A 24,856-nucleotide genomic window follows, 5' to 3' on the forward strand; every position below is an offset into this window, starting at 1 on the left:
CGTTAACCCATACATATGTTAGTAGAGACACGATAAATCGCGTCTCTACACTAAAGTTTGTTTTTGCTGTATTGCCAATTCTTACGGGAAGCTCCCTTTCCCGCACGTATGCTACGCTTACAGAGCTTTTTTGGCACTTTATCTAGTAAAGACAAATAAACTTAATGATTTTTGATAGAAATTTTGAAGTTGTTGTATTTTACACCAACCTTTGATTGTATTTTGATATTTACCTTCAATCTTCAGACCAGTCTTCACGACCCAGCAAATCAATAATTTTATCCCTAAGTAAAAATTCGTTTTTTTCTAGTTCTAGCTCTACACATACCCAATCACGACCAGGAATATATTTGCAAAGAGCGTATATGGGCTGGTTACGTTGAACAAGTCCCTTTTTAACCAATTGGCGTGCTTCTTCCTTGATAACTTCTATATCGTATTTGACAACAGTATCAAACATAACTCTGTTCCCTCATAACTGGTATAGCAATATAAAATATACTTGGATTCTATTTTCAAGCTATCAAAAAAATGTGAGGAAATTGTGAAGATTCTTAGTAGCAATTTTCACTTCCGCATGAACTCTCATGTAGAATGTATGAAAAGTCACTATATATTTTGCAATTATATTGCGTTAGGCTTTCTTAGCTATTGTGTACACAGACTTGAAAGCATAATAAGACGCAAGTTTACATACGTCATATTGAGCAATCAGTAAAGAAATGAACATTAAATTTTTCTATTTTTACTAAATCAACTGTCAAAAATCAGTTTATTTACACAACAGATTGGTATTCATTTAATTTTTGCTTACAGAGCAAATTCATAGAACATGAAAAAGCGATAATTTAGTTTACTAAAACTCTTGCTAACAAGGCTACTCAGTTTGAGTGTAAGTAGATTTAAAGAGAACTTATATCAATCCAATGTAGGTACAGGCTTCTCTATGGTTCTATTCTAGTGAAGAACGTGTAGTGTTTTTGTGACGATTTGGTCTCAATAAGCTTGATACTACTATATTACTAGCATATCAAACAATTATTAGATAACAACCCTGGCTTTCGATATATATCTCGCCCTAGCTTTTGATAGATGTCCCATAGATACACAAACAGGTATTATATACTTTAGATAATTTCGTCGTAACTAAAAAATTGAGTGTTTGCAGAGCATTCATTGTCTAAATCTATTCAGGTTCCTCTGGATAGATTGTTAAAAGTCGATGGTTAAATTATTGACCTCAAGAGAGTAATAGCCAAAACTCAATCCTAGAGGTCAAGTTTAACAATCATTGGCTTGGTTGTTTCATGTATATTCAAAATATATTAATGAAAGTAATAATTATAATTTATATATTTTAGGTATTTGATTTTAAAATTAAAATTATCCCTGTAGTGAGTAACTTTTTTTCTATGAGAATTGAAATTGAATTCTTAAGATAGATTTACAAAATCCAAATCAAATTGATATCATCTCTAAGCAAAAAAGAATATCTTTTTTGCTTTGGTGAATTGAAAGAAAAGCTTGGTTAAGAAATAAACCTGCTTGTTTAGGAGTGAACGTTCATGCGTAGTTTATTTGGTTTGTCATTGACAAGTACCGCTTTGCTAGCTGTTGGAGTCAGTGCTGCTCCAATAGTGATTTCTGCTCCAAGTTTGGCTCAAGTCCCTACTCAAACTCCAGATCAGGTTCCTACCCAAACTCCGGATCAAGTCCCCGCGCCTGCGGCTGTCAACTTTCCTGATGTGCAAGCAGATTACTGGGCATTGCCATTTATTCAGGGTTTAGCTGCAAGAAATATAATTGCTGGTTTCCCTGATGGTACATTTAGACCGGAACAAGCTGTGACTAGAGCTGAATTTGCAGCCATGATTCAAAGAGCTTTTAGTCAAAGTTTAGTTCGACAGTTACCCCCAGGTGGTTTTAAAGATGTTCCTCCTGGATTTTGGGCTGCCCCTGCAATTCAGGAAGCTTATGAATCTGGGTTTATGGCTGGTTATCCCAACAACTTGTTTCTGCCGAATCAGCAGATTCCTAAAGTTCAAGCGATCGCTGCTATAGCTAACGGGCTGAATTTAACTCCCACTGACTCTGCAGAAAATATTCTTGCTAGCAACTTTACAGATGCAGGACAGATCCCGACCTATGCTATTAACCAAGTAGCAGCCGCAACTCAAGCAAATCTTGTTGTTAATTATCCTGACATCAAAACACTCAGCCCAGACAGAGCTTTAACCCGTGCAGAAGCAGCAGCACATTTGTATCAGGCTTTAGTGAGACTAGGACAAGTACCTGCAATACCTACCAACGTTGCAGCTGCTAACTATATTGTGGGTGGCCCTGGTAGTACTCAACAAGCCACAACTGATATTCTTTCCTTGGCTGAGTCTAGTAACAACTTTACAACTTTGCTTTCTTTAGTGAGGACAGCAGGTTTAGAGGAAGCCCTGAAACAACCAGGCCCCTATACACTCTTTGCTCCAACGGATCAAGCATTTGCAGCCTTACCACCAGAAACTCTGCAAAGATTGCAGCAGCCAGAAAACAAAGAAACGCTGCTGAGGATCCTAAGATATCATGTTGTTCCCAATCAGGTAACTCCCAATGAAATTACCTCTGGTGAACTACAAACCTTGGAGGAAAGAACTGTCAACGTTAAAGTAGATCCTGCTAGCAATCAAGTTGCAGTCAACGATGCAACAGTTCAAGCAAGTGTCCAAGCAAGCAATGGTGTTGTCTACGCAGTTGACAGAGTTTTGGTACCGCCCAATGTTTCCCTAGATCCCGAACAAGAAGTTGAAACCGCTCGTCGTGGCAGAAATTATGTCGCAGTTGGTGGCAACATTGGTTTTGGTGGTAACACAGCTCTTGGTAGTGGTAACTTTGCAGTAACTAGCAAATTCAGTGTATTCAACAACTTTTCTATTCGTCCCGGTGCAATTATTGGTGACGATACTGTCTTTTTAGTTCCTATTACCTACGACTTTGCCTTCCGAGGAGTAGACAATCCTGTTGGTGGAGGAAGTTTTCCTATATCTCCTTACGTGGGCGCAGGTGTGTCAATTGGGACTGGTGATAATAGTGACGTTAGTTTTCTACTCACTGGTGGTTTAGATTATCCTTTGAGTCGTCAATTTACAGTTAACGCTGCTGTAAATGCCGCTTTTGTCGATGGCGCAGATGTAGGACTTTTGTTAGGAATTGGCTACAATTTCTAACCACTATTTTCCCTCAAGCTAAAGCTTGGGGGAGTACATAAGCAAAGTCCGCCTGCGCGGACTATACAAAGCCTGCCAAAAGCAGGCTTTGTTCGTATAGCCTCAGGCTTCAGGCTGAAGGCTTTTGTTATCTACGAGTTGGCAGAAGATTTTTATTAGCTAGATATTCATAGATATCTTTAGGCTTGAGTTTACACAAATCCTTTGCTAAGTCTTGAATTTGCAAATTTTTAGGTAGTAAAGGAGCAACTACCTCCCGCAGAACTCCTAAAATATGTGGTTCTGCTATCAACAGCAATCTCTGGATGGGCTTGCTCTTATTTATATTGATAATTTCATTAGCGATCGCTCCAGCAAAGCGCCGTTCAAATTCATTCAGATGCTCTTGACGCCCATCATCATAAGCATGGGCTTGGCTACCTTGTCCTTGATTACGTCCAGTTTTGACACTTGCCCAAAGTTCCTTACCCTGTAATTCCTTAACTGGATTGAATAAACTTTTATGTTCAACTAAATTGGGGCCAGATTCATATTCCGGTAATTCCGGCTGTTCTAAAGTCAAAAATCTTGCTCTGGTTCCATTAATAACAGCAACCAATACCTGATTCATTTGTTTACCCCCTAATTTCTGGTGGGGAATTAACAGTCAAAGCAATATTCAAGGATGAAAGTTTTTATCTTTGTACTCATCCTATCTTGGGAAAACTACCTCAAGGGAGTCACTAGACTTTTGCTTGAGTTCACACGCTTAACCATATCTTAGTAATAGCAGAAAAACCTGAGAAAGATGTGAGGAAAAGAAGTTCTAGGATTGAAAAATTTATTTTTGATTTAACTAAGAGTTAGTTTTTGACTGACTTGGAGAAAGGTAGATGGCAGTAGGAGGAATCATTACTGCGAAGAGTAAAGCCAATCCCTGATACCCACCTTAAACTACTCTGCGTTGATGAATACACTCTGCATACCAATCAAAACTGGCTTTGGGGATACGGTTTTGTGTGCTGTAGTCTGTGTATATAATTCCGAAGCGTCGGGAGTAGCCCCACGCCCACTCAAAGTTATCCATCAGAGTCCAAAGAAAGTACCCTTTTAAAGAATAGCCTTCACTAATGGCTCGGCTAGCTGACTTTAGATGCTGTCGCAAGTACATAATGCGATCAGTATCAATAACTTCACCTTTTGCATTCACTTCATCTTCTGCTGCACAGCCATTTTCAGTAATAAATACAGGTAAGTTTCTTTGTCCTAAAGTTTCATTGACATGGCGAACACCCCAGTAAATACTCTCAGGTAAGATGTTGAGCCAAGGCATATGCATACGCGGATAGCCTTTGGGCAAATCGAGCAGTTCGTATCCTCTTTCATTCTCAACAGCACGAACATAAGTGCCTGTATAAATATTTAAACCAAGAGCGTCAAGGGGCTGGTGAATGATTTCCAAATCACCAGACTTAATATCAGGAGCATTTTTTCCTAACTCCTCAAGCATGACTGGGCTGTAATCACCTGTAAGAACGGGAAATATAATACCTCCATTTTGAAAACAGGTGTGGAGGGCTTTTTTTGCCGCCGTAATATGGATAACAGACTCGTTAATTGGAACTGTAACGCCGAAGTTATCTACCAAAGCCACGTGACAAGGGGTGGATGAAGCAGCACGGATGGCTTGGCAACCTAAACCATGGGCAAGTAAAGCGTGGTGAGAAGTCTGCCAAACTTCCTTTTGACTATTGACACGTTTACCTGGAGCATGAGGGGGATTGGCTTCTATTCCATACCCCATGTGGGTAAAGCAAGGAATTTCGTTGATTGTCATCCAATGAGTAATGCGATCGCCCAACCGACTAACAATCGCACTCACATAATCAGCAAAATCAAAAGCCATCTGCCGACTTTGCCAGGAGCCATACAAATCTTCCAGAGCTTGAGGGCTATCCCAATGAAACAAGGTAGCGTGGGGTGTAATGCCTGCTTCGAGTAGACAATCTACTAAGCGCTTGTAAAAATCAACACCCTCTTCATTAACCTTACCACGTCCATCAGGAATTATACGAGGCCAGGCAATACTAAAGCGGTAGTTTTTAATACCTAATTTAACCATCAACTGCACATCAGTTTGATAGCGATGGTAATGATCGCAAGCAAACTCACCAGTATCGCCATTTACAACTCTTCCGGGTGTAGCGCTAAAAGTATCCCAAACGCTAGGTTTACGCCCTCCCTCCGCGATCGCTCCTTCAATTTGATAAGAAGCAGTAGCAACGCCCCAGCAAAAATCTTCTGGAAATTGGTTTTGATTCATATTGATTTCCCCTCTCCACGGCTGTGCCTACCCTGTGGGAAAGCCTACCACCGACACGGAGGAAAACTCCGCATGGAGATGCCTCCCCTTTTTGAAAATACCAAAACTCAAGGTCAAGTGGTAGTTAGCGATACATTAGCGTTACATAGATTAAAGCAAAAGACAGGAAAAAATAGATAAATGATGTAAAGATTTTCTCCTTGTCAACGGATATTAAGGGTATTTACAGCCAATTACCCGAAATGATAAACGGCGCCCAATAATAAGGATGGGCATATTTTTTTCCTAAAGCTATTAGATCTTGTTGCGCTTTTTGTAAAGCTTCTGCTTTACTCAATCCAAGATTGTGCCAGTTTTGATAAAAGTTTGTGATCAATGTTACGGTTGCAGCATCGTTTACTGCCCATAAGGAAGCTAAACTGCTTTTTACGCCTGCTAATATTGCTATGCTGGCTAAACCAAGATTAGTACTGTTACCTCCCCTAGCGGTTTCACAAGCGGTGAGTACCAATAAATCTACTGAATTATGGTTGCTCAATGTATTGTGAATCATATTGTATAAGTCAGTAACCGAGAGTTTGTCATTATCACCAGTAACGAGAAAGGTATCTTCAGGAATGAAGCTAAATTCGCCATGAGTCGCAATATGAATAATTGGATAAATACCTTGGCGTATTTCTGCATATAGGCGATCGCGTGTAAAATTCTCATCTAACAACTGCTTGCCATCTGGAATTATATTCAGAACCTGGTTAATTTCTTTTTTGACGTTAATCAAAGCTTGATATTTTTGATTGTCAACGATCGCATCTTTAGTTAAACCTACAGCTAGCACTCGTAATTTTTTAGGCTTGGTGGGAAGTGGAGGTGTCAGACTAATACTAGAGCTAGTTGTGATCGCATACTTTTGAATTAAAAACTGCTTGCCATTATGCAAAGCTCCCATCGGCACACTGTGGAAAAGCCCATCCGGAATAAAAACTAGAGTTTTGATATGCAATGACTCTAAATCTTTTTCAAAAGCACGAATCATCAAGTCATATAACCTTTGTGCTTGACCTCGATTGTAAATTATGTCACTACGTTTCTCTAGCCCAATCCGAAATTTATTGATTTCATCTTTTAGGCTTTGACTATCGAGTTGTATCCATTTAAATTTAATTTCACCGTTAGGCAGATAAACTATAATAGCAGTACGCTCGTCTTGGATTATAGACCAAATTACTGCTGTATTTTTATTAATTTTCAAATCTAATTTTGTTTGCCCAAGTGTTCTGAAAAGAGAATCTTGATTAAAAGATTTTTGCAATTCTCTAATTTTTAAAGCGTCAATAATATTGAGTATAGAGTTAAGATTATATCTAGGATTGTTAATACTACCTATTTGACTTATTTCACTTTCTTCTAAATTTAATCGGAGTGCTATTAACTCACGATAGATTTTTTCTATAGTGTGGTTGTGATTGATGTGCAAATTGGGATGATTAATCGCTATGGGATTGTGGATACTGTTAAAAGTAGCAATAGCTTGCTCGTAAGCGGCAATTGCTTCCACTAGGCGATGTTGTGCTTTTAATATTCTTCCAGCTTGCCATTCCCATAAATATAAACTATCTTGAGCGTTCAATTTTGTATTTGCAGCTTGTTGTGCTTGTCGAGTTATATTTAACGCTTGCTGATAATTCTGGCGACATTCATAAATATGAGCAAGATAACCTAAGGCAAAAGATAAAGCACGCTGATAGTGTGAACTTTGAGAAATTGAGATAGCTTGTGTAAGTAATTCTAGGGCTTGAGGTTCTCCTTGAGATGCTGGACATTCATTCAAAAACGAAGTTTTTTTAAAAGGAAGAAATTGTATAAGATGAGCTAATTCAATTGCAGCATATACTTTCTGACGGGAATTTGGTAAACGCTCTAATAATTGTAAAGCTAGTTTCAATTTAGCAATAGCCAAGTTTGATTTTCTAATCCGAAATGCAGGAGGAATAGAGTTGAGTAGTATATGTATCTCACGGAGTCTATCTTGCTTTTTTCGAGCAAGATTCAAACTATTGTTAAAGTATTCTAATGCTTCTAAATCGTATTCCCAACCTTGTTTAGTGAAAACATCGGCTTCGTCATTATCGCCTGCTTCTAATGCTGAAGAAGCACGATTGTAATTAAGCAAAGCTAGACTAATATAAGTACTTCCTAATTGATTTACAGCAAAATTATAATGAGTTGAATTATCAATAACTTGAGCAATTTTAATACTAGATTTTAGATCAACAATTGCTTGCTTATAATCGCCTTGCAGCCGATAAGCTTCTCCTCGGTTACCTAAAGCCGCCGCTTCTAGAGAATCATCATTGCAAACACGAGCAATCTGCAAAGCACTTTCAGAAAGAATAATCGCCTTCTCTGGTTTTCCTAAACTATTGTATGCTTGAGCTTGTTTAATTAGTATTTGCCCTACATTCAACCAGTGATTGGTTCGACGATAATAAGCGATCGCTTGCTCCCAATTTGTGATCGCAGCTTGAAAATTTCCCCTGTCGTATTGTTGATTACCTTGCTCTAATAATTGACTAGCATCTACAGACACATCAGATAAGTGCGAAGACATACTTTTAAGTGTCAATTGTGCTGTAGCTAGTTCGTATCTTCCCTGCCAATGCGGTAGCGGTAAATTTACCAGACATAGGCTGGATGTAAAAAAGAATAAAAATAATAATTTCAATAAGCGACGGACACTAGATGTCCGATATCTGCCTAGCATAAAAGCTGTTTTGGTAGATTGTTAACAAAGTTGCTTCTTTTAGATACAGAAAGTTAGCTGTATTTTCCGTTAAACCATTTTTTTAATCTAACGTCTCACTTCCGAAGAGATACTGAGAATTTATAAATATTGCGTAAATCAATTATTTGTCATGACAAAACTTTTTCTAGATACTGAAATGTATAATCTTTGTCATTTGAGTTTCTGTACCAGGACAGATACTACACAAAAATATATAAATCAACTTATTGATTCATAAAACTGTAAATATGCTTTTAATATCATCTGTTTTCCAGCAAGCTAAAATTGTGAGGTAAAATCGAAGACTCATATCATTGAGCATTATTTTTAAAGCAGACAGTTACAGTTATGTAAAAAATACACAACCATCTTGATGAAAACCTTTCTTTCCTAGCCCCTATTCCAAGACAGATTTAATGTAGTTTCAAAGACGAAGATATCTAGAAGTATGTTGCCAGTCATCTATTCTGATGAATTTCTGGAACACAAAACTGGATACCTCCATCCAGAAAAGCCAGAGCGTTTGAGTGCTATTACTACCGCCTTAAAAGCAGCAGTGTTTGCTTCTAAAATTGAATGGCGATCGCCCACACCAGTTGACAAGCGTCTATTAATACCTTTGCTTTTGGAGGTACACACCCAAAACTACATTCAAAAAGTTCAGGAAATCGCTTCTAGTGGAGGTGGTTTTTTGGATACAGACACTGCTGTTTCTCCCCGCAGCTATGATGTAGCATTGTTAGCAGTGAGTGCCTGGTTGGATGGAGTGAATATTGTACTAGAAACTGGCAATCCAGCTTTTGTCATGGCCCGTCCACCAGGACATCATGCGGAAAAAGATTATGGCATGGGTTTTTGCTTATTTGCCAATGCGGCGATCGCTGCTTTACATGCCTTAACACAGCCAGGCATTAACCGAGTGGCTATTTTAGATTGGGATGTGCATCATGGTAATGGCACCCAAGCAATTGTGGAAACTAATTCCCAAATAGCTTATTGCTCCATGCATCAGTATCCCTGCTATCCAGGTACTGGCAAAGTTTCAGAAAGAGGTTTTCACAATAACGTCTTGAATTTGCCCATTCCTCCCGGCAGCGATATTGGTATATATCAACCTGTGTTTGAAAAAAAGGTAATACCTTTTTTAGTAGACTTTCAGCCAGATTTGTTGATTGTTAGTGCTGGTTATGATGCCAATGCTGCCGATCCATTAGCAATGATTAATTTGCAACCACAAGATTACGGTTTATTCACCGATTATTGTTTGGGAATTACTCGGAAAATTCTGTTTGGATTAGAAGGTGGCTACGATTTAGCAGCACTTTCGCGATCAGTTGTGGCGACAATCGAACGGTGTTTAGTTTAACCCACAACAACAATAGTCGTAGATATTGTAAAGAAATATTTAGATAGAACCACTCTAACTTTCTCCTCTGACTGAGTTCGCTGGGAGTTTTTGTGTTCAAGTTTTAAATTTCAGTATATTTCTATTAGAAGTGTAATGTTTGTTTCAAAATCCAAACAAAATTAGTACATTATAGTAATTTCGGGAGCAAAATATTTTATCAATCATTTATTTTAATGAATGTCTTATAAACAACTAAGTATGTAAGAGATAAATAGTTATTTTCCCAACGGTTCCCTAAAGAGATTAATTGTTTTCTCGCTAATTTATATAGTTCTAGACAGCTAGCAAAACGAATAGATAAATAACTTGATTGTCAAAATTTCATCATCGTATTTAAGTAGTCATATGTTATCTAAACATACTAAAATTCTCAAATAAATCTAAGTAATTTACAGGATGCTTAATTTTGACTGTAGCTTTAACTTTTATCTATCACTTTACAAAAGATTAGCAATAACTTGTCTAATCTTTCAAAAGAAAAGTCCACGCCTTCTCGCTAAAGACCTAAAGTTTTGTTAAGATGCATATGCTAGTACTTTAAAGAGCGAAAAACAGCTATTAGGGTGTGGAGAGATAAATAGTACCAGCAAAATCGAGTTCAGAAGAGCAAGCTATGACTACCTACATTTTCTTCGACGATGCCCTCCGGATGCTTGTCAATGCCTTTTTAATCTCAGCAGTTATGCTAATTGCAGCTTCCGGTATTGGTTTGGCAGTTATTGAAACAATGGAAAGAACAGGTGTTCGTCAAACCTCTCCCAAGCAGCTCCGTTAACTGCAAACGAAAAAATTAACATATTGTTGGAAATTGTTGGAAACCATTGAGTGCTTCTGTTTGCTAGGCGACAAACCTGGGAACACTAAATACTGAAAGTCTCAAAGCGTTGTATTATTTACCAGAATGTCAGGAAGACATTAGTAGTTTTACCGCTACGGAGACACTATGATCGGAGCAAACTACAATGGATTCACTCGACAAGATGTCTGGCATAAGAAGCTTACTTGAAAACGGACTAAGTCCAGAAGAAGCTTTTACTGCTATTGCCCTGGCTACAATTGCCTCAGATGGTTATCCTTCCCAAGAGGAGGCACGTGCTATCTTATCTGCACTATCTCGGATCAAGCTATTTAGAAGTTATTCTGACGAGATGATGAGCGAGATGCTTGATAAACTCCTCGTGATTTTGAGGCGTGAAGGTATTAATGCTTTGTTCAATACTGCCAAAGAGTCTTTGCCTCATGAATTGCGGGAAGCAGTCTTTGTAATCACTGCTGATTTGGTATTAGCTGATGGAATCGTGACTCAAGAAGAACAGGAATTCTTAAGCGATTTATATCAAGCTCTGGGCATCACTACTGATATTGCCACACAAGTTGTACAAGTAATGTTGATTAAAAATCGGGGATAATCTCTGTTTAACATCCAAAATTTATTGTCAACCAGAGTAGGGTAACTTGGAAATGGCTAAACAGAGGAGGTGAGAGAAAACTTTTTTCTCCTACTCTCCCCGTAATACTATTTCGCTCTCAAATGGCTAAAAATTTGCAAGCTCTTGAATAGAGAGTGAGGTAGGTGATTTTAGCTTTAATTTAAAGAACTGGTATAACTCCCACATCATTAATTTAAAACTACTGATAAGGTTGAAATTTTTTGGCACTGCTTTGAAGATACTTTTGACAATTTGGTTGACATTACCCAATTGGAGAATTACCAGGATTGACAGCATGAATAAATTCACTACCAGATGCTGGAAATCCTCTTTTATAACAGGCTTCTTCTGGTTGCCCCCATCCCATTTGTAAAACGATTTCCAAAAAATGGGATTTTTCAAATGAACATAAACTAGCCCATTCTGTTCTTTTGGCTATTCTATCAACATCAACTTTCATAATCTGTTGATATTGTTTACCATGATTAACACTTAAATATAAGTCCATCTCGACAGTGACTGTATCCCAAAATTCTAAAATAGAATTTTTGGCAGCCTTGAGTATATCCAAATCATCAGATAAAGCAATCAACTGAGAATCTACTTCTGGATAGCGTAAGGTTTTACCTTTGACTGTCACCTCACGCCAGACGATACCAGAAACTTGATATTTCCTTTGATAATCGTGAATAGCGGCTTTAAAATCTTGATAGGCAGTAAATTTTTGTAGCCCATCGGTTCTGATAAATTGGTCAATTACAGGATTGCCAGAGACTTTTATCTCTAACTTCAAGCGATCGCCTTTTAAGCATGCCTGGCGTTCAATTGCCAAAATTTTGATTAGCTCCTCTGTAGTGTAAACCTTTGACATCAGAACACACTCTCTAAGTCATTGGCCATTAGTCATTCATTGCTTGTTGATTGTTAGTCGTTACCCTCCTACCTTGTTTAGATATTCTCCATTACGTTTATTTAAAATTTAGTATCAAATTCAACTAAAAAATAAGGCAGACAAAATGTGCCTGCCCCAAACATTACTGAGTTAGCTCACTATTTAATTCATTAAAGGAACGACGTTTTAATTCTACTGATTCGGTACGAGGTAACAAATCGAACACGTCTCTGAATTTATCGTCTACTTGTTCAAATGGTACTTGCCCCTTTTTATTCAAGACTACCTGTCCTGATTGATTAAACACCACTACTTGGGGAACATTGCCTGAGTAGTAATAACCAGGCTCCGTCGGCTCATAACTTTGTTTGGATATAATTGTATCTACATTAATCGGAATAATCTCAGCTACTCCGCCATAAAAAGCTTGTAGTTTAGAAACTACGATCGCATACTCTTTGCAATCACTGCTGTCATCCACATAAAAAACTAACAGTGCGGGTTTATGCTCTTTGAGTGCGGTTGCCAGTGTCGCTTTCGGGGGAACCAATGAACCATTACCAGCATAAACTACGAAGATATTTCCATCGTATCTGTCATCTTTAATACCAGCGACTGCTGGTGTGGTGCTAAGGATGAACAGGCACGCAAGTAGCAAGCATCCAGAGAAAATGCGTCGCCAGTTAAAAACATTTTTGGGTAAAAATTGCAACTTTATGCCTTTCATCAAAAGGAACCTTTAAAATTTTATTTCTTTGTAAGTTTTTACTGAACTATTTGATGACGTCTGCCATCAATTTTTAAGATAACGCCTCTTAGGGGATTATCTCTCGAAAAGGTAAACAAACTAGGCGAGAATGAAACGGCAGACAGAAGGATAAGGGCAAGGGCATAAGGCAATGGGCATAAAAAATCCAATCCCCAATACTCAGTACCCGCTCCACTGATCCTCTTATGACTGGCTTTTTTACTAAGGATTCGCTAAACTCACAAAATTAAATTGGTAGCTATCATCTGTAAATTAGCAATCACCAAAGCACTAGGGTACTGATGTGGAAAAAAAAATTCAATTGGTAGATAAACTGCGGCTTGGCTTGGCTGTGTCGGTAGCTAAAAGCGTAACTTTGATGGTGCGATCGCTACATTTGGGTGCAGCGTCAGTTTTACCTGGTTCAATCGCGCGTCGCATAGAACCGCGTCTGTTGCAATTATTGAGTCAGCAAGTTAAAAACGGAATCATTCTCGTTGCTGGTACTAATGGTAAAACTACTACATCGCTGTTTTTGCGCGAGATATTGGAACGCCAAGGCTATTGTGTTGCTCACAATGCCACAGGTGCGAATCTAGAAAATGGCTTGATGACAGCGTTAATGGAAAGTAGCAACTTGATAGGAAAGTTGGATGTAGATTACGCCATTTTAGAAGTTGATGAAAATATCTTGCCAAGGGTATTAGCACCAATTCAACCCAAGCTTATTCTCTGTTTAAATTTGTTTCGCGATCAACTAGATAGGTATGGGGAAGTAGACACCATTAGTAAACGTTGGGGACGTGCGATCGCAACTCTACCTCCTGAAACTATCATTGTTGCGAATGCGGACGATCCGACAATTTGCCATCTTGGGCAGCAATTATCCCAGCAGCGAGTTTCTTTCTTTGGTTTAAACGAACCAGAACATTATTTAGAAGCAATTCCCCATGCTGTTGATTCTATCTACTGTCCCCAATGCGGATACGCCTTAAATTACAAAGGTGTTTATTTATCTCATATGGGTGAGTATACCTGTCCTAATTGTGGCTTTACCAGAAGCGAACCAACTCTTGATAGTGGCAGGTGGCCACAAATTCTGATTGGCTTATATAACAAATACAATACTTTAGCAGCTGCTACTGCTGCCATAGAATTGGGAATTAATGAAGCTACTATTCGTGACACTATACCAAACTTTCAACCAGCTTTTGGTCGTGCTGAAGAGTTAAAAATTAACGGTAAGCAGGTACGGATTTTATTATCAAAAAATCCTGTGGGTACGAATGAAACAATTAGAGTAGTTACCCAAAGCAATGATAAAACAACACTCTTAGTCTTGAACGATCGCATTCAAGACGGAGAAGACGTATCTTGGATTTGGGATGTAGATACAGAAAAATTAGTCGAACGGGGAGGAACTTTAGTAGTTAGTGGTGATCGCGTCTACGATATGGCACTACGTCTGCATTACAGCCAAAAGACTGCCGAAAGTAATTTCAATTTGATTGTCGAAGAAGATTTACGCCAAGCTCTAGCGATCGCCTTAGAAAATACACCAAATAATGAAACTTTACATATCTTACCTACCTACACAGCCATGCTAGATGTGCGAGAAGCACTCACAGGTAGAAAAATTCGTTAAATTGTTTTATGGATAGTAGATAGTGGATTGTGGGTAGTGGTAAAGAACAAACTATTGTACGGGCGGGTTTAAAAGATAAATTGTCGGTTATAACCCAAAGTTAATTAATAAAACCCGCCCCTACTACCTACTAACCAATACCTACTAACTACTAACCACTAACCAATTATTATTGCAATTTCACTGCTGCACACTGTAATGGTAAAACCTCTTCTAAAGTTAATTCGTGGTCAGACGTTAGATGGCTGTTACAACAAATTGTACTAAAAAATACTGGTTGACCAACTAATTTAGAAAAATGCTTTTCTAGTAACAATCTTGAGGTAATATCTCCTAGTAAATCAGAAAGGTCTTTTGTCAGTTGATCCCTATCGTCACGGTGAACCATTCTAAATTTAAAGGGTATTTCTCCAACTAATTCCTTAACAGCAGCGTCGAATTTATCTGACTTGTTCTGAACGTATGCCCAGGATACTTCCTCTAAAAATGTCCACGCTTCTGGAAATATCTCTCGAATTTTTTCTAGATGATTCTCACTTTGGTAAACCAATGTCGCTGTTTTACAATCCATGTGAAATCCCCTGGTAGTGAAATCAATCTACTTCTATCTGTAGTTTGTAGATATATAGAAAGAGTTTTAATCATAGTGACATACTTTCTCAAAATCACAAACTATAATATTAGGGTTTCTTTATTTTTGATGAATTTTAACTATGTGTAACTATCAATTACAAAATACAAAGAAATATGATGTAGAACAAGAGTAAATCTGAAAACTATAGTTATAAAAGTTGATAAATAGTGAGGAGTTATGAGTAATCAGCAAATTGAATTAATTATTGGTTGGTTGTATCCAACATTAATGAGTACCTATGGCGATCGCGGCAATGTCATCGTCTTAGAACGCCGTTGTCTATGGCGCGGGTACAATGTTAAGGTGCTGCCTCTAGATCGGAATGCGACAGCAGCTGATATACGTTCGGTAGATTTAATAGTCGGCGGTGGCGCACAAGATCGTCAACAAGAAATCGTCATGCGCGATTTGCAAGGTGAAAAAGCAGAAGCAATGCGGGAGAAAATAGAAAATGGCACTCCCGGCGTGTTTACTTGCGGCTCACCCCAATTACTAGGACATTATTACGAACCAGGCTTTGGACAACGCATTCAAGGCTTGGGAATATTGGATATTGTATCAGTGCATCCAGGAGAAAATGTCCGGCGCTGTATCGGAAATTTGGTAGTGGAAGTGACAGCTTCTCGTTTAGCGCAGGATTTAAAAGAGATGCTAGATGGTGCTACACCTTATCTTATTGGATTTGAAAATCACGGCGGACGTACTAAATTAGGAAAAGTCGAAGCATTAGGACGTGTGGTTTACGGCTTGGGCAACAATGGTGAAGATAGTACAGAAGGAATATTTTATCAGAATGCGATCGCTACCTATTCTCATGGGCCACTGTTGCCAAAAAATCCTTTTGTGGCAGATTGGTTAATTCAAACTGCATTGCGATTAAAGTATCAACAAGCGATCGCACTGTCACCTTTAGATGATACCTTAGCAATGCAAGGACGGGAAGCAATGTTTAAGCGGTTGAAAGTTAGTGTGGCAACACCTGCTGCGGTGAAGCCAGGGATTTAAATCGCTGGCTGATAGCTGAAGTCCGTTTTAACGGACTACAAATCCTATTTTAATTAGTTGTAATGAGAAGAATTACTTCTGGTAAACTGACGGGGCATCATCTTGGTGTTTCACAATTTCTAAAGATGGAATAGCTGTTTGCTGCAAGTGATGTGTTTTTTGATTTTGTACATAAGCGATCGCTTGATCTAGTTGTTTACTTCCCAAAGAAAATACACCATATCCCTCTTGCCATGCAAATTTATGATAATTAGGGAATAAAGTGTGATTTATATAATGGGAGCTACTACCTTTTATATTTTTGACAAAACCAGCAATAGATATACGAGGAGGAATAGAAACTATTAGATGAATATGATCTTCCATGCCACCTATAGCATGAACAATACTACTATTGCTGTCGGCTTTACCGATAATATAATGGTAAAGAGAATCTTCTAATTCAAGTTTTATTAAAGGTAAACGTTCTTTTGTAGCCCAAACTAGATGATAGTATAGTCGCCAAAGTGCCATTAATTTTTGATTTAATGAAGATTGATTTTTGCTTTTTGTGAATATTATCTATCAGGTATTAACAATATCTATTTTCTAGTTAAAATTCTTTCTAAAGGAATAAAACATAAATTGTCAATTATCTTAGCCCATTTTAATGGACTTCAGCTATCAGCCAGGAACTTAAAGTTCCTGGCGTATTGACAATACGATTTAAATTAAATCTTAAATTTTTTCTTTAAAATATTTCTAAGTAAACAGCTTGCTCTCTCTACAAACTCTTCTTCTGTCTCGTTTTCTTTTGGCTCACCTATCTCTTTGCTTAAAGAAGATATACATTCATCACTAGTTACATAATTAGCAACCTCATTACTAAATTTTTCTTCGTTTGCTTGTGTATTATTGAAACCAAAAACTATTCCTGCAATAGGTGCTGTAATAGCTTGTATACCAGCAGCTATGCAAGTTTGTATTGCAGCCGAACTGGTAGAACTGGTAGAATCATATAAATTTTGTGAATCTTTATAAAAGTCCTCAAAAGTGATATTCGTTTTATTAGCATTATAATTAGAATTTTCTGTCATATGTGCCACATTTTTTAACTCATTAAAAGCTAAACTTTTCCATCCCGCCAACGTTGGTAGTACTTACGAAATTCTTCTGCGAATATACTCACGATGAAATCAATAATTTTTTTCTTGACGCTATCAGGAACTTTTTCCCAGAAGCCCAGCAACCAATTAAAAATACTTATTAATAAACTAAACATTATTTACTCTTCAATTAAATTTTATTTGCTTTAAAAAATAACGGGATTACAAATTTATTACACCAACTTATAGATAAGTTAGTATCTCTATTAAAACTAATATAGAGAATCATAATTAAAGCTACTATGGGAAAATTACTGAATATTAAATCAACAATTTAGATGACTCAAGTTACATCTTGCACCTCGCCCCTAAAACGCCTGGAAATAAATTTCCAGGCTTATAGTTCAAGTCAGTTAAAACTGACTGAAAATTTTACCCAGTCTGCTTAAGCAGACTTTAGCTTTTAGCCAAGAAATTTATTTCTTGGCGGGCAAGAACGTAGATGCAAGATTCTCATGGGCGACTGCCCACAATCAGGGCATGAAAATCAACCACCGATAGACACAAATAGACACAGATACATACAGATGGGTTACGGGTGTGCTCCGTTAGCTCCCTTTTAACCCTTTTTCAAGACAGATATGAGCCTCTAACTAGCGGCATTATCGCCACAAGTTATGAATGAAAGAAACACTTCTGTTGTCTTTCCTACCTACGCTCTTGCGCGTAGCGAATAAGCGTAAGTAGCCGCTGTTGCGTTTACTGCTTCCTGACTTGTGTTTTTTAAGATTCAAACTAATTTTGAATGACAGACTTTGATAACAATATTGAACTTCACCACAACATTGCCATCAATACTACTTCTATTGCTAAAACAGAATTGTCCTGACAATGCAAAAATATGCTACTTAAATGGTTTTTGCTACACTGGCGATTTCTATTTTGGTTATTACCATTAAGCGCAATCATAACTACCCTGGGGCTGAATTTTTATGTCAAGACAGTTACTAGTAATCATCGCTATACAAATCCCACAGAAGTTCCAACCCAGCGTGTCGCTATTGTCTTAGGTGCAGGAGTTTACCCAGATGGTACGCCATCACCAATGTTAAGCGATCGCATTACAGCTGCTGTTGAACTTTACAAATTGGGGCGAGTGCAAAAACTGTTGATGACTGGTGACAATAGCAGCGATGACTATGATGAAGTGACGGTGATGCAGCGTTATGCTGTAGAACGAGGTGTACCGATTGAAGATATTACCCTTGATCATGCTGGCTTTAGCACCTACGAAAGTTGTTATCGCGCCAAAGAAATTTTTGGTATTGAACAAGCAGTTTTAGTGACTCAGAAGTTTCATTTACCTCGTGCAGTTTACACTTGCCGTCAGTTGGGTGTAGATGCGATCGCTCTCGGAACACCAGACTGGGAAAGTTACCGTCCTCAAACAATCATGTACTATAATCTGCGTGAGATGATATCTACTCTAAAAGCATTGTGGGAAGTTCACATTACTCGTCCCCTACCAACTTTTCTCGGCCCTTTTGAAGGCATAAAGTAAAATTAAAGATATAATTTTTACCCTTCTAACTTGGAAGAGGGGTGTAGGAGAAAAACTTTTTCATGCTTGGTGATAATTTTTTTTCATAGGTACTGTCTTGTGTTGCAGATAACAATGACAATCAGGCTTATCAATCACTGACTCAACCAAAGCATTCAAGGCTGTAGCTGCTAACAATCCTCCTCCCAAGGTTCCTTCAATTGCGATCCAAGCAACATTTGTTTGCATTAGCTGTCGTTTAGCTGCGGGAGCATGGCTAAAGCCAATGGGCATCCCAATCACTAATGCAGGTTGAATTTGCTGACGGGCGATCGCTTCGCAAATTGCCAGTAAAACCGAAGGTGCATAGCCCACTACCAGCACGCAACCTTTTTCGAGTTGCTGTAATTTTTCTCGCCATTTTTGCTCTTGCCAAAAAGCAAGCTCTGCCTCTTTTGCAGTGGTGATATGTGGATTACCAATCAAAGTTTCGACACGACATCCCAGATGAATTAATCGTGTTTGATCCAAAGCAGCCGCAATTGTGGAAGTGTCTGCAATGACTTGACATCCCGACTTGAAGGCTTCACGGCTGGTAGCGATCGCCTGAGGATGCAACCTCACAAAAGACGCTAAACTAACATCTCCACTAGCCAACACTAGCTTTGCTATTAAGTCTTGTTCAATTGCAGAGCGATCGCCCAGATCTGGTAGTAAATATTGTAGTGATTCATAAAAATCTTCAGGGTGAGCATGAACTTGTGCATCTAAGCCACTCCAGAGTTTTTCTAGTTGCTCTGCTCCTACCTTGGTTTCTACTTCCAGTAACTTAATTTGTGCAAGTACTTCAGCTTGCATGAGTTGGCAATTGCGATCGCGCCCCAGTAAACCCTCTAATGCGGAGGCTGTTTGTCGCAGTTGAGAAATTTGTTGCATAACTGCTCGATATTGCTGTTGTAGAGACTCGATTAATCGCGTCTGTACAGATTCCGGTTCAATAGCAAGAATATGGCGAATATGATTTAGCTGAAAGCCTTGCTGCTTAAGCGCAACAATCCTTTGCAATCGGTTTACATCCTGTAGAGTATAAAGGCGATAGTTACCAGGCGATCGCATAGGTTGAGGTAATAATCCTAATTGATGGTAATGACGTACCATCCGGGGTGTTATTCCACCTCCCACCACCTCGGTAAGTTCTTTGATCGTTAAGCAATTAACTTTCATATTCTTCACGCCACAATATTAATCAATTTTATTATTAACGTCTTATCAACAGAAATTCGTGGATTATTCGTTGAATAAATAAATTGATCTAAATGAGTTACTCAAATGAAACAAAAAATTTTCTTTCTAAAAATAGAAATTTTGCTGTGCGTTTACTACTTCCAGAAAAGTCATTTAAAAAGTTATGATAAAGTTATGAAAAACACCTTGCTATTATGTTGCACTCAAGAAAAATGTTGCTTTTGTATTTGATCAAAAGTCTCAATTGAATATAATCGATTTTACTAAAATCTTCAAATACAGAACGCAAAACAGGTAAATCTTTTGACTCTAGTTACGGATTCGATCCTATGTTCATATGTACTTTACGCATACGAGAACCGCTATAATTAGTTTTGACATCCTGTTGACTCAATTAAAGATTGGTTTTAGAACTGGCAAAGTGGAGTAAGAGCCTTTGCTAGGGCAGTTTGTAGATGCTAATCCTAACAATGTCTAGATTGGAAAGAGGGGTTAAACCAAACACATATAACCAGGTAACATCGTTTAAGCTAAAAAATAACTCTCTGGTTCAAACTTGGAAAAGTTTTCCTGGAAGCTAGAGCAGTTTGTGCGAGGTTATTTTTGAATTAGCCTTAGCTCTACCCCAAGGATTGCAAAGGAAATTTAGTCTGAGTCATAGTATCAAGCACCAATAGCCCACTACAGAGCTAGTCTAACCCTAGTTCTTAGTAGGACTTTCTCCCTGCTGACCATTCAGTTCGTTCAGGAGACAAGTATTATTATGACCTTTTGCTTTGACGTTGATTATCCTAATGCAGAAATAAAAGCTTATCCAACTTTAGATAGGTTACGAATAATGGTTATAGATGATAATGTAGACCATTGTGATGTAACTTCCTGCTGTTTGGAAATATTTGGTTTTGAGGTGGTGACACGCACCTCAGCGCAAGAAGCGCTTGACATAATGGAGGAATTTGAACCGCATCTTCTAATTATCGATATTGCGATGCCTAACATCGATGGCTATGCACTTATTCGCATCATTAGAAGCCTACCTCTACCAATATGTTCAATTCCAGCTATTGCTTTGACAGGATTGAGAAACACAGTTCAAGAACGTGAAAAAGCGATCAGAAGTGGATTTCAAGCATATTTAGTTAAGCCAATACAACCTAAAGATTTAGCAATCGAAGTGCTAAAACTTGTTGGACAACCATTAGTTTTAGCTAGAACTAATTAGATAAATGTAGATATTGGACAAATTTGTAAAGAAACAAACTAGTGTTCTTTAATTATCAAGGGTACCTACGAACAATTGTGAGGAGAACATTTTACTTAAAGGAACCCATTAATAATAATACTGCATTCGATTCCTCTCTTGTATGAACAAGCTGATCTTATGCTTTAAGTGTATGAGAGGACAAGCAGAGAATAAATTGTTAGTTTTCTTCGTGTGAACATATCATTGTATTTTCTAGGATTTCTGTTGCTTTTTGTGCAGAAAGCGGACGGTAGAACAGAAAACCCTGCACATCTTCACAGTTAATAGATTTTAGAAACTCTAATTCTTCCTCCTTCTCAACCCCTTCAGCAGTGAGTCTTAGTCCGAGATTGCGTCCTAATGTGACTATAGCCTTGACAATGTGAGCAACCTTCACATCAGTTGTCAATTCACGGATGAATGATCGATCTATTTTGAGATTGTGCAATGGTAACAACTGCAAGCGTGAAAGAGAAGAATAACCAGTACCAAAATCATCAATGGAAAGATGAACACCCATCTGCTCTAGTTCTTGTAATACTTTTTTAGTAAAGTTTAAGTCTTCAATGGCTACTGTTTCGGTGATTTCTAATTCTAAAAATCGTGGCTCTAGTTTTGTCTGTTCTAGAATCTGGGCTACAGTTTGCACTAGTTTGGGTTCACGAAACTGTTTGAGAGACAAATTCACAGCTACAGTCAAGGGAGGCAATCCTGCATTTTGCCAAGCTTTATTCTGCAAACACGCTGTTCGCAAAACCCATTCTCCAATCGGAACAATCAATCCACTTTCCTCGGCAAGAGGAATGAAAATATTAGGAGCTACCAATCCCATTTCTGGATGCTGCCAGCGTAGTAGCGCTTCCATGCCAGTAATTTTGCCTGTATGAATATTAATTTGGGGTTGGTAATAGACAACAAATTCTTCTCTTTCTAAGGCATAACGCAAGCTTTTCTCTATAGTTAGCACTTCAGGAGTTTTAGTGCTGATCGAAGTGGTGTAAAACTGATAGTTATTTCTTCCCTTATCCTTAGCATGATATAAAGCCATATCTGCATGTTGGATGAGAGTTTCAGCATCGGGGCTATGCTCATTTAATAAAGCAATGCCCAGACTAGCACTGATATAAAGTTCGTGTCCATCAATCTGAAAAGGTTTTTCTAAGGCTTGTAAAATTCTTTTAGCAACTTGGGTTACTTCTTCAAGGCTAGTAACTTGGGGTAGTAAGATAATAAATTCGTCGCCTCCCCAACGAGCAACAGTATCTCCAGCTCTGAGGGAATCATTCAATCTTTGAGCAACACTTTGCAATAATAAATCTCCAAGCGTGTGTCCGAGAGAATCATTAATAGTTTTGAATCGATCTAGATCAAGGAACATCACAGCTAAACTTTCTTTCCTCCTAGCTACATTAGGCAAGGTTTTAGATAGTTGTTCGTTAAATAGCAGGCGATTGGGTAATCCAGTCAGCAGATCGTGAAGAGCTTGGTAGCGAATCATTTCTTCTACCTGTTGCCTTTGTCGAGCGGCGCTAACATTAGCAGCGAGCGTCAACAGAGTTGATTCTTCATGCTTTGACCAAAAACGCTCTTGAGAACAGTCTACCAAGCCCAGAAATCCCCAGAACTTTTCCTCTAACCGCAAAGGCACTAATAGCAGAGATTGAATACCGTCGCGCCCAAGAAGTTTTTGTTCGGCAGCACTTAATTCGCGAGTCAACCCACCAATAGATTCTCCCTTAGAGAAAGCTTCGTACCAATGGCTAAGTCCAGAATTGTTATAAGGTTGATTTTGCCAGTTATGACGGCAAGACTCTGCTGAAAAGCCTATCCATTCATATCGCAAGTTCATTACCATTTCTTGCGTAACTGGGTGAGGTTTGTTCTCAAATAAATAGACACGATCTGCTTGGGCAGCTTCGCCCAGTACTGCCAAAGCTTTTTCAATTGCTATTTCGTAGTTCATTTCCACTAACAAATAATTAGCAGCTTCTGCAACTGCTTGTAGCAAGCGATCGCGTTGACGCAGTTCAGCTTCAGCTTGCTTTTGCTCAGTAATTTCCCGAATGACAAAAGTTCTAATTAAATCGCTTTCAGGAAGATAGTGTACAGATTGTTCAAAAACGGCTTGATCAACTTTTACTTCCCGAATAAAAGAATTCTCTTTTTGGTTTTTAACTGTAGTGACTAGCTCTGCTATAAAAGGATGATACTTTCCAGATTTTTTCAGATCGGGAAATTTAAGAGTCGCGGCTGGATTGAGATAAGTAATCGTTCCTTCTAAATCCATCTCAATGATTGGATTGGGGATAAGTTCAGGAAATGAAGCTAAACGAGCTAAAGCGACTTCACTAGCTCTTTCAAGACTATCATCTTTGACTATTAGCGTCTCAAAAGGATTGATGGAATTGCCTGGTTCTGAAAGTAAGTCAGATAAGTGTTCAACTACATAAGATTCTGAAAATTCCTGTTCTGAGAGATTGGAGATGGCATAGTACCTAGCCTTTACCTGAGTATTGCCAAACTCTATTAAATCCCCATGCTGAAGATCGTGAGAGAAGCATTTCGTACCATTTATAAATAAGCCATTGGTACTCTGCTTACCCTTAAAACTACCATCAACAATCCGAAAAGCATATTGATCTGTTTCTGGAAGAGTTACCCGCAATAAAATCGCGTGTTGTCTTGACACTGATCGCGAACGTAAAACAATTGCGTTCCTAGAGTCACGCCCAAGAGAATATGTAGCCTCTTTCAAAGGGATAGTTCGCTGCCCTTGCAAGTCTTGCACCACCAACAAGTGCCATATTTTTTCCTGTTCATTTTCTGGCATGGCTGTTCTTTACACTCTCATGTCTGTGGGTTTTAGCGTGAAAAATCTTGCTGGGGCTAAGTTGAGGGTTTGAGCCACAATTTCCTGAAAAAACGGCTCAATCGCCTTGCTTACCATTTGTGAAAGGATAGCCTGATCGCTTTCGTAACAATTAATTGTCTGCAAAGAAACATCCCACTGGCAAGCCTGCTGCTCGCCCGATAGTCTCAACCTTTTTCTCAACTCACTAATAAGACTAGGAAACCTTACCCTTTCTGCCACTGTTCTCTACTCTTGTCTGTATTAAAAGCTCACGATATATTCCATTCTCTATTAATAAAAAGAATAAGTTTAAATACCTTCTAGAACACAGGGTATAATTGCGTAATTTTTACAGGAGATTGGAGAATCTAGAAAGGAGGCAGAATAAATAGCAGTAGATGAGAATTGTTTATCTAAAACTTTTAATTTCTGCATCATACTTTTTAAATTTTTAATTGATTAAGTTTATTGAAATATCAATTACTTAATCAATCAAGAAATCAGCAGTCAGAATAACTGTATTCTTAGGACAGAACTTAGTTGTAAAGAAGCATCTAGAATATTCTGGCTATTTGTGAAAAAAGTAATACAAGTAACATTTTGAGTGTAAGGTAATTAATATGGATATAAAGCAGAGTATTAATTAGGGAAGATTAAAGATGCAAAAATATGTATGCAGTGTCTGCGGATATGAATATGATTCAGAAGTCGGCGATCCTGATAGTGGCATAGAACCAGGCACAGCTTTTGAAGAATTACCAGAAGATTGGATATGTCCGGTTTGTGGGGCAGAAAAAAATCAATTTGAACCAGAAGAATAAGTAGAAG

The 24,856-nt window shown here is 38.2% G+C and carries 22 protein-coding genes; 9 read left to right on the forward strand and 13 right to left on the reverse strand.

What is annotated here, in order from left to right; translation table 11 throughout:
• Nucleotides 1–235: 235 nt before the first annotated feature.
• Nucleotides 236–460 carry a DUF4327 family protein gene (locus tag QUB80_RS18825; protein WP_289791044.1) on the reverse strand — a complete coding sequence of 75 codons (225 nt, stop codon included), beginning with the start codon at nucleotides 458–460 and terminating at the stop codon, nucleotides 236–238.
• Nucleotides 461–1,565: 1,105 nt separating this feature from the next.
• Here QUB80_RS18825 and QUB80_RS18830 point away from each other — a divergent pair.
• Complete coding sequence (locus QUB80_RS18830; RefSeq protein ID WP_289791045.1) at nucleotides 1,566–3,218, forward strand: fasciclin domain-containing protein; 1,653 nt, start codon at nucleotides 1,566–1,568, stop codon at nucleotides 3,216–3,218.
• A 127-nt stretch (nucleotides 3,219–3,345) separates the two neighbouring features.
• Here QUB80_RS18830 and QUB80_RS18835 read toward each other — a convergent pair whose 3' ends face one another.
• From QUB80_RS18835 to QUB80_RS18845, 3 genes are all read right to left on the reverse strand, one after another.
• Nucleotides 3,346–3,828 (reverse strand): host attachment protein, encoded by a 483-nt coding sequence (locus tag QUB80_RS18835; protein ID WP_289791046.1) that lies wholly within the window; start codon nucleotides 3,826–3,828, stop codon nucleotides 3,346–3,348.
• Nucleotides 3,829–4,146: 318 nt separating this feature from the next.
• Nucleotides 4,147–5,520 (reverse strand): GH1 family beta-glucosidase, encoded by a 1,374-nt coding sequence (locus tag QUB80_RS18840; protein ID WP_289791047.1) that lies wholly within the window; start codon nucleotides 5,518–5,520, stop codon nucleotides 4,147–4,149.
• A 223-nt stretch (nucleotides 5,521–5,743) separates the two neighbouring features.
• The gene (locus QUB80_RS18845) at nucleotides 5,744–8,281 is read right to left on the reverse strand and encodes a CHAT domain-containing protein (protein WP_289791048.1); all 2,538 of its coding nucleotides are present in this window, start codon (nucleotides 8,279–8,281) and stop codon (nucleotides 5,744–5,746) included.
• Between the two features lie 469 nt (nucleotides 8,282–8,750).
• Between QUB80_RS18845 and QUB80_RS18850 the strand changes: the two genes are divergently transcribed.
• From QUB80_RS18850 to QUB80_RS18860, 3 genes are all read left to right on the forward strand, one after another.
• A complete protein-coding gene (locus QUB80_RS18850; RefSeq protein WP_289791049.1) occupies nucleotides 8,751–9,668 on the forward strand; it encodes a histone deacetylase family protein in 918 nt (305 codons plus the stop codon).
• 655 nt (nucleotides 9,669–10,323) lie between these two features.
• Nucleotides 10,324–10,485 carry a hypothetical protein gene (locus QUB80_RS18855; protein ID WP_289791050.1) on the forward strand — a complete coding sequence of 54 codons (162 nt, stop codon included), beginning with the start codon at nucleotides 10,324–10,326 and terminating at the stop codon, nucleotides 10,483–10,485.
• Between the two features lie 187 nt (nucleotides 10,486–10,672).
• Nucleotides 10,673–11,119 (forward strand): tellurite resistance TerB family protein, encoded by a 447-nt coding sequence (locus QUB80_RS18860; protein WP_289791051.1) that lies wholly within the window; start codon nucleotides 10,673–10,675, stop codon nucleotides 11,117–11,119.
• A 283-nt stretch (nucleotides 11,120–11,402) separates the two neighbouring features.
• Here the strand turns inward: QUB80_RS18860 and QUB80_RS18865 are convergent, their stop codons facing one another.
• Nucleotides 11,403–12,011: a hypothetical protein gene (locus QUB80_RS18865; RefSeq protein ID WP_289791052.1), complete on the reverse strand. Its 609-nt coding sequence runs from the start codon at nucleotides 12,009–12,011 to the stop codon at nucleotides 11,403–11,405.
• Between the two features lie 163 nt (nucleotides 12,012–12,174).
• A complete protein-coding gene (locus QUB80_RS18870; RefSeq protein WP_289791053.1) occupies nucleotides 12,175–12,759 on the reverse strand; it encodes a thylakoid membrane photosystem I accumulation factor in 585 nt (194 codons plus the stop codon).
• Between the two features lie 325 nt (nucleotides 12,760–13,084).
• Here QUB80_RS18870 and QUB80_RS18875 point away from each other — a divergent pair, with 325 nt between their 5' ends.
• Nucleotides 13,085–14,425, forward strand: coding sequence for a Mur ligase family protein (locus QUB80_RS18875; protein ID WP_289791054.1), 1,341 nt, complete (start codon nucleotides 13,085–13,087; stop codon nucleotides 14,423–14,425).
• A gap of 169 nt (nucleotides 14,426–14,594) precedes the next feature.
• Here the strand turns inward: QUB80_RS18875 and QUB80_RS18880 are convergent, their stop codons facing one another.
• A complete protein-coding gene (locus QUB80_RS18880; protein ID WP_289791055.1) occupies nucleotides 14,595–14,996 on the reverse strand; it encodes a hypothetical protein in 402 nt (133 codons plus the stop codon).
• Between the two features lie 240 nt (nucleotides 14,997–15,236).
• Here QUB80_RS18880 and QUB80_RS18885 point away from each other — a divergent pair, with 240 nt between their 5' ends.
• Nucleotides 15,237–16,064, forward strand: a complete 828-nt coding sequence (locus QUB80_RS18885) for a type 1 glutamine amidotransferase (RefSeq protein ID WP_289791056.1) — start codon at nucleotides 15,237–15,239, stop codon at nucleotides 16,062–16,064.
• 72 nt (nucleotides 16,065–16,136) lie between these two features.
• Here QUB80_RS18885 and tnpA read toward each other — a convergent pair whose 3' ends face one another.
• The 3 genes from tnpA to QUB80_RS18900 form a co-directional block, all read right to left on the reverse strand.
• Entirely contained in the window at nucleotides 16,137–16,577 is a 441-nt protein-coding gene (gene tnpA / locus QUB80_RS18890) for an IS200/IS605 family transposase (protein WP_289791057.1), read from the reverse strand.
• 197 nt (nucleotides 16,578–16,774) lie between these two features.
• Complete coding sequence (locus QUB80_RS18895; protein WP_289791058.1) at nucleotides 16,775–17,140, reverse strand: hypothetical protein; 366 nt, start codon at nucleotides 17,138–17,140, stop codon at nucleotides 16,775–16,777.
• Nucleotides 17,141–17,169: 29 nt separating this feature from the next.
• Nucleotides 17,170–17,325 (reverse strand): hypothetical protein, encoded by a 156-nt coding sequence (locus tag QUB80_RS18900; protein WP_289791059.1) that lies wholly within the window; start codon nucleotides 17,323–17,325, stop codon nucleotides 17,170–17,172.
• Nucleotides 17,326–18,050: 725 nt separating this feature from the next.
• On the opposite strand from QUB80_RS18900, the gene QUB80_RS18905 reads away from it, so the two are divergent.
• The gene (locus QUB80_RS18905; protein WP_289791060.1) at nucleotides 18,051–18,710 is read left to right on the forward strand and encodes a SanA/YdcF family protein; all 660 of its coding nucleotides are present in this window, start codon (nucleotides 18,051–18,053) and stop codon (nucleotides 18,708–18,710) included.
• A 60-nt stretch (nucleotides 18,711–18,770) separates the two neighbouring features.
• Here QUB80_RS18905 and QUB80_RS18910 read toward each other — a convergent pair whose 3' ends face one another.
• Entirely contained in the window at nucleotides 18,771–19,913 is a 1,143-nt protein-coding gene (locus QUB80_RS18910; protein WP_289791061.1) for a precorrin-8X methylmutase, read from the reverse strand.
• 784 nt (nucleotides 19,914–20,697) lie between these two features.
• Here QUB80_RS18910 and QUB80_RS18915 point away from each other — a divergent pair.
• Nucleotides 20,698–21,156 (forward strand): response regulator, encoded by a 459-nt coding sequence (locus QUB80_RS18915; RefSeq protein WP_289791062.1) that lies wholly within the window; start codon nucleotides 20,698–20,700, stop codon nucleotides 21,154–21,156.
• 199 nt (nucleotides 21,157–21,355) lie between these two features.
• Here the strand turns inward: QUB80_RS18915 and QUB80_RS18920 are convergent, their stop codons facing one another.
• Together QUB80_RS18920 and QUB80_RS18925 are read right to left on the reverse strand one after the other, a co-directional pair.
• Nucleotides 21,356–24,007: an EAL domain-containing protein gene (locus QUB80_RS18920; protein ID WP_289791063.1), complete on the reverse strand. Its 2,652-nt coding sequence runs from the start codon at nucleotides 24,005–24,007 to the stop codon at nucleotides 21,356–21,358.
• 9 nt (nucleotides 24,008–24,016) lie between these two features.
• On the reverse strand, nucleotides 24,017–24,217 hold the full coding sequence (locus QUB80_RS18925; protein WP_289791064.1) for a hypothetical protein: 201 nt from the start codon (nucleotides 24,215–24,217) through the stop codon (nucleotides 24,017–24,019).
• 470 nt (nucleotides 24,218–24,687) lie between these two features.
• On the opposite strand from QUB80_RS18925, the gene rd reads away from it, so the two are divergent.
• Complete coding sequence (gene rd, locus QUB80_RS18930; RefSeq protein ID WP_289791065.1) at nucleotides 24,688–24,849, forward strand: rubredoxin; 162 nt, start codon at nucleotides 24,688–24,690, stop codon at nucleotides 24,847–24,849.
• Nucleotides 24,850–24,856 lie beyond the last annotated feature (7 nt).

Source organism: Chlorogloeopsis sp. ULAP01 (genome assembly GCF_030381805.1).
Classification (GTDB): Bacteria; Cyanobacteriota; Cyanobacteriia; order Cyanobacteriales; family Nostocaceae; genus Chlorogloeopsis.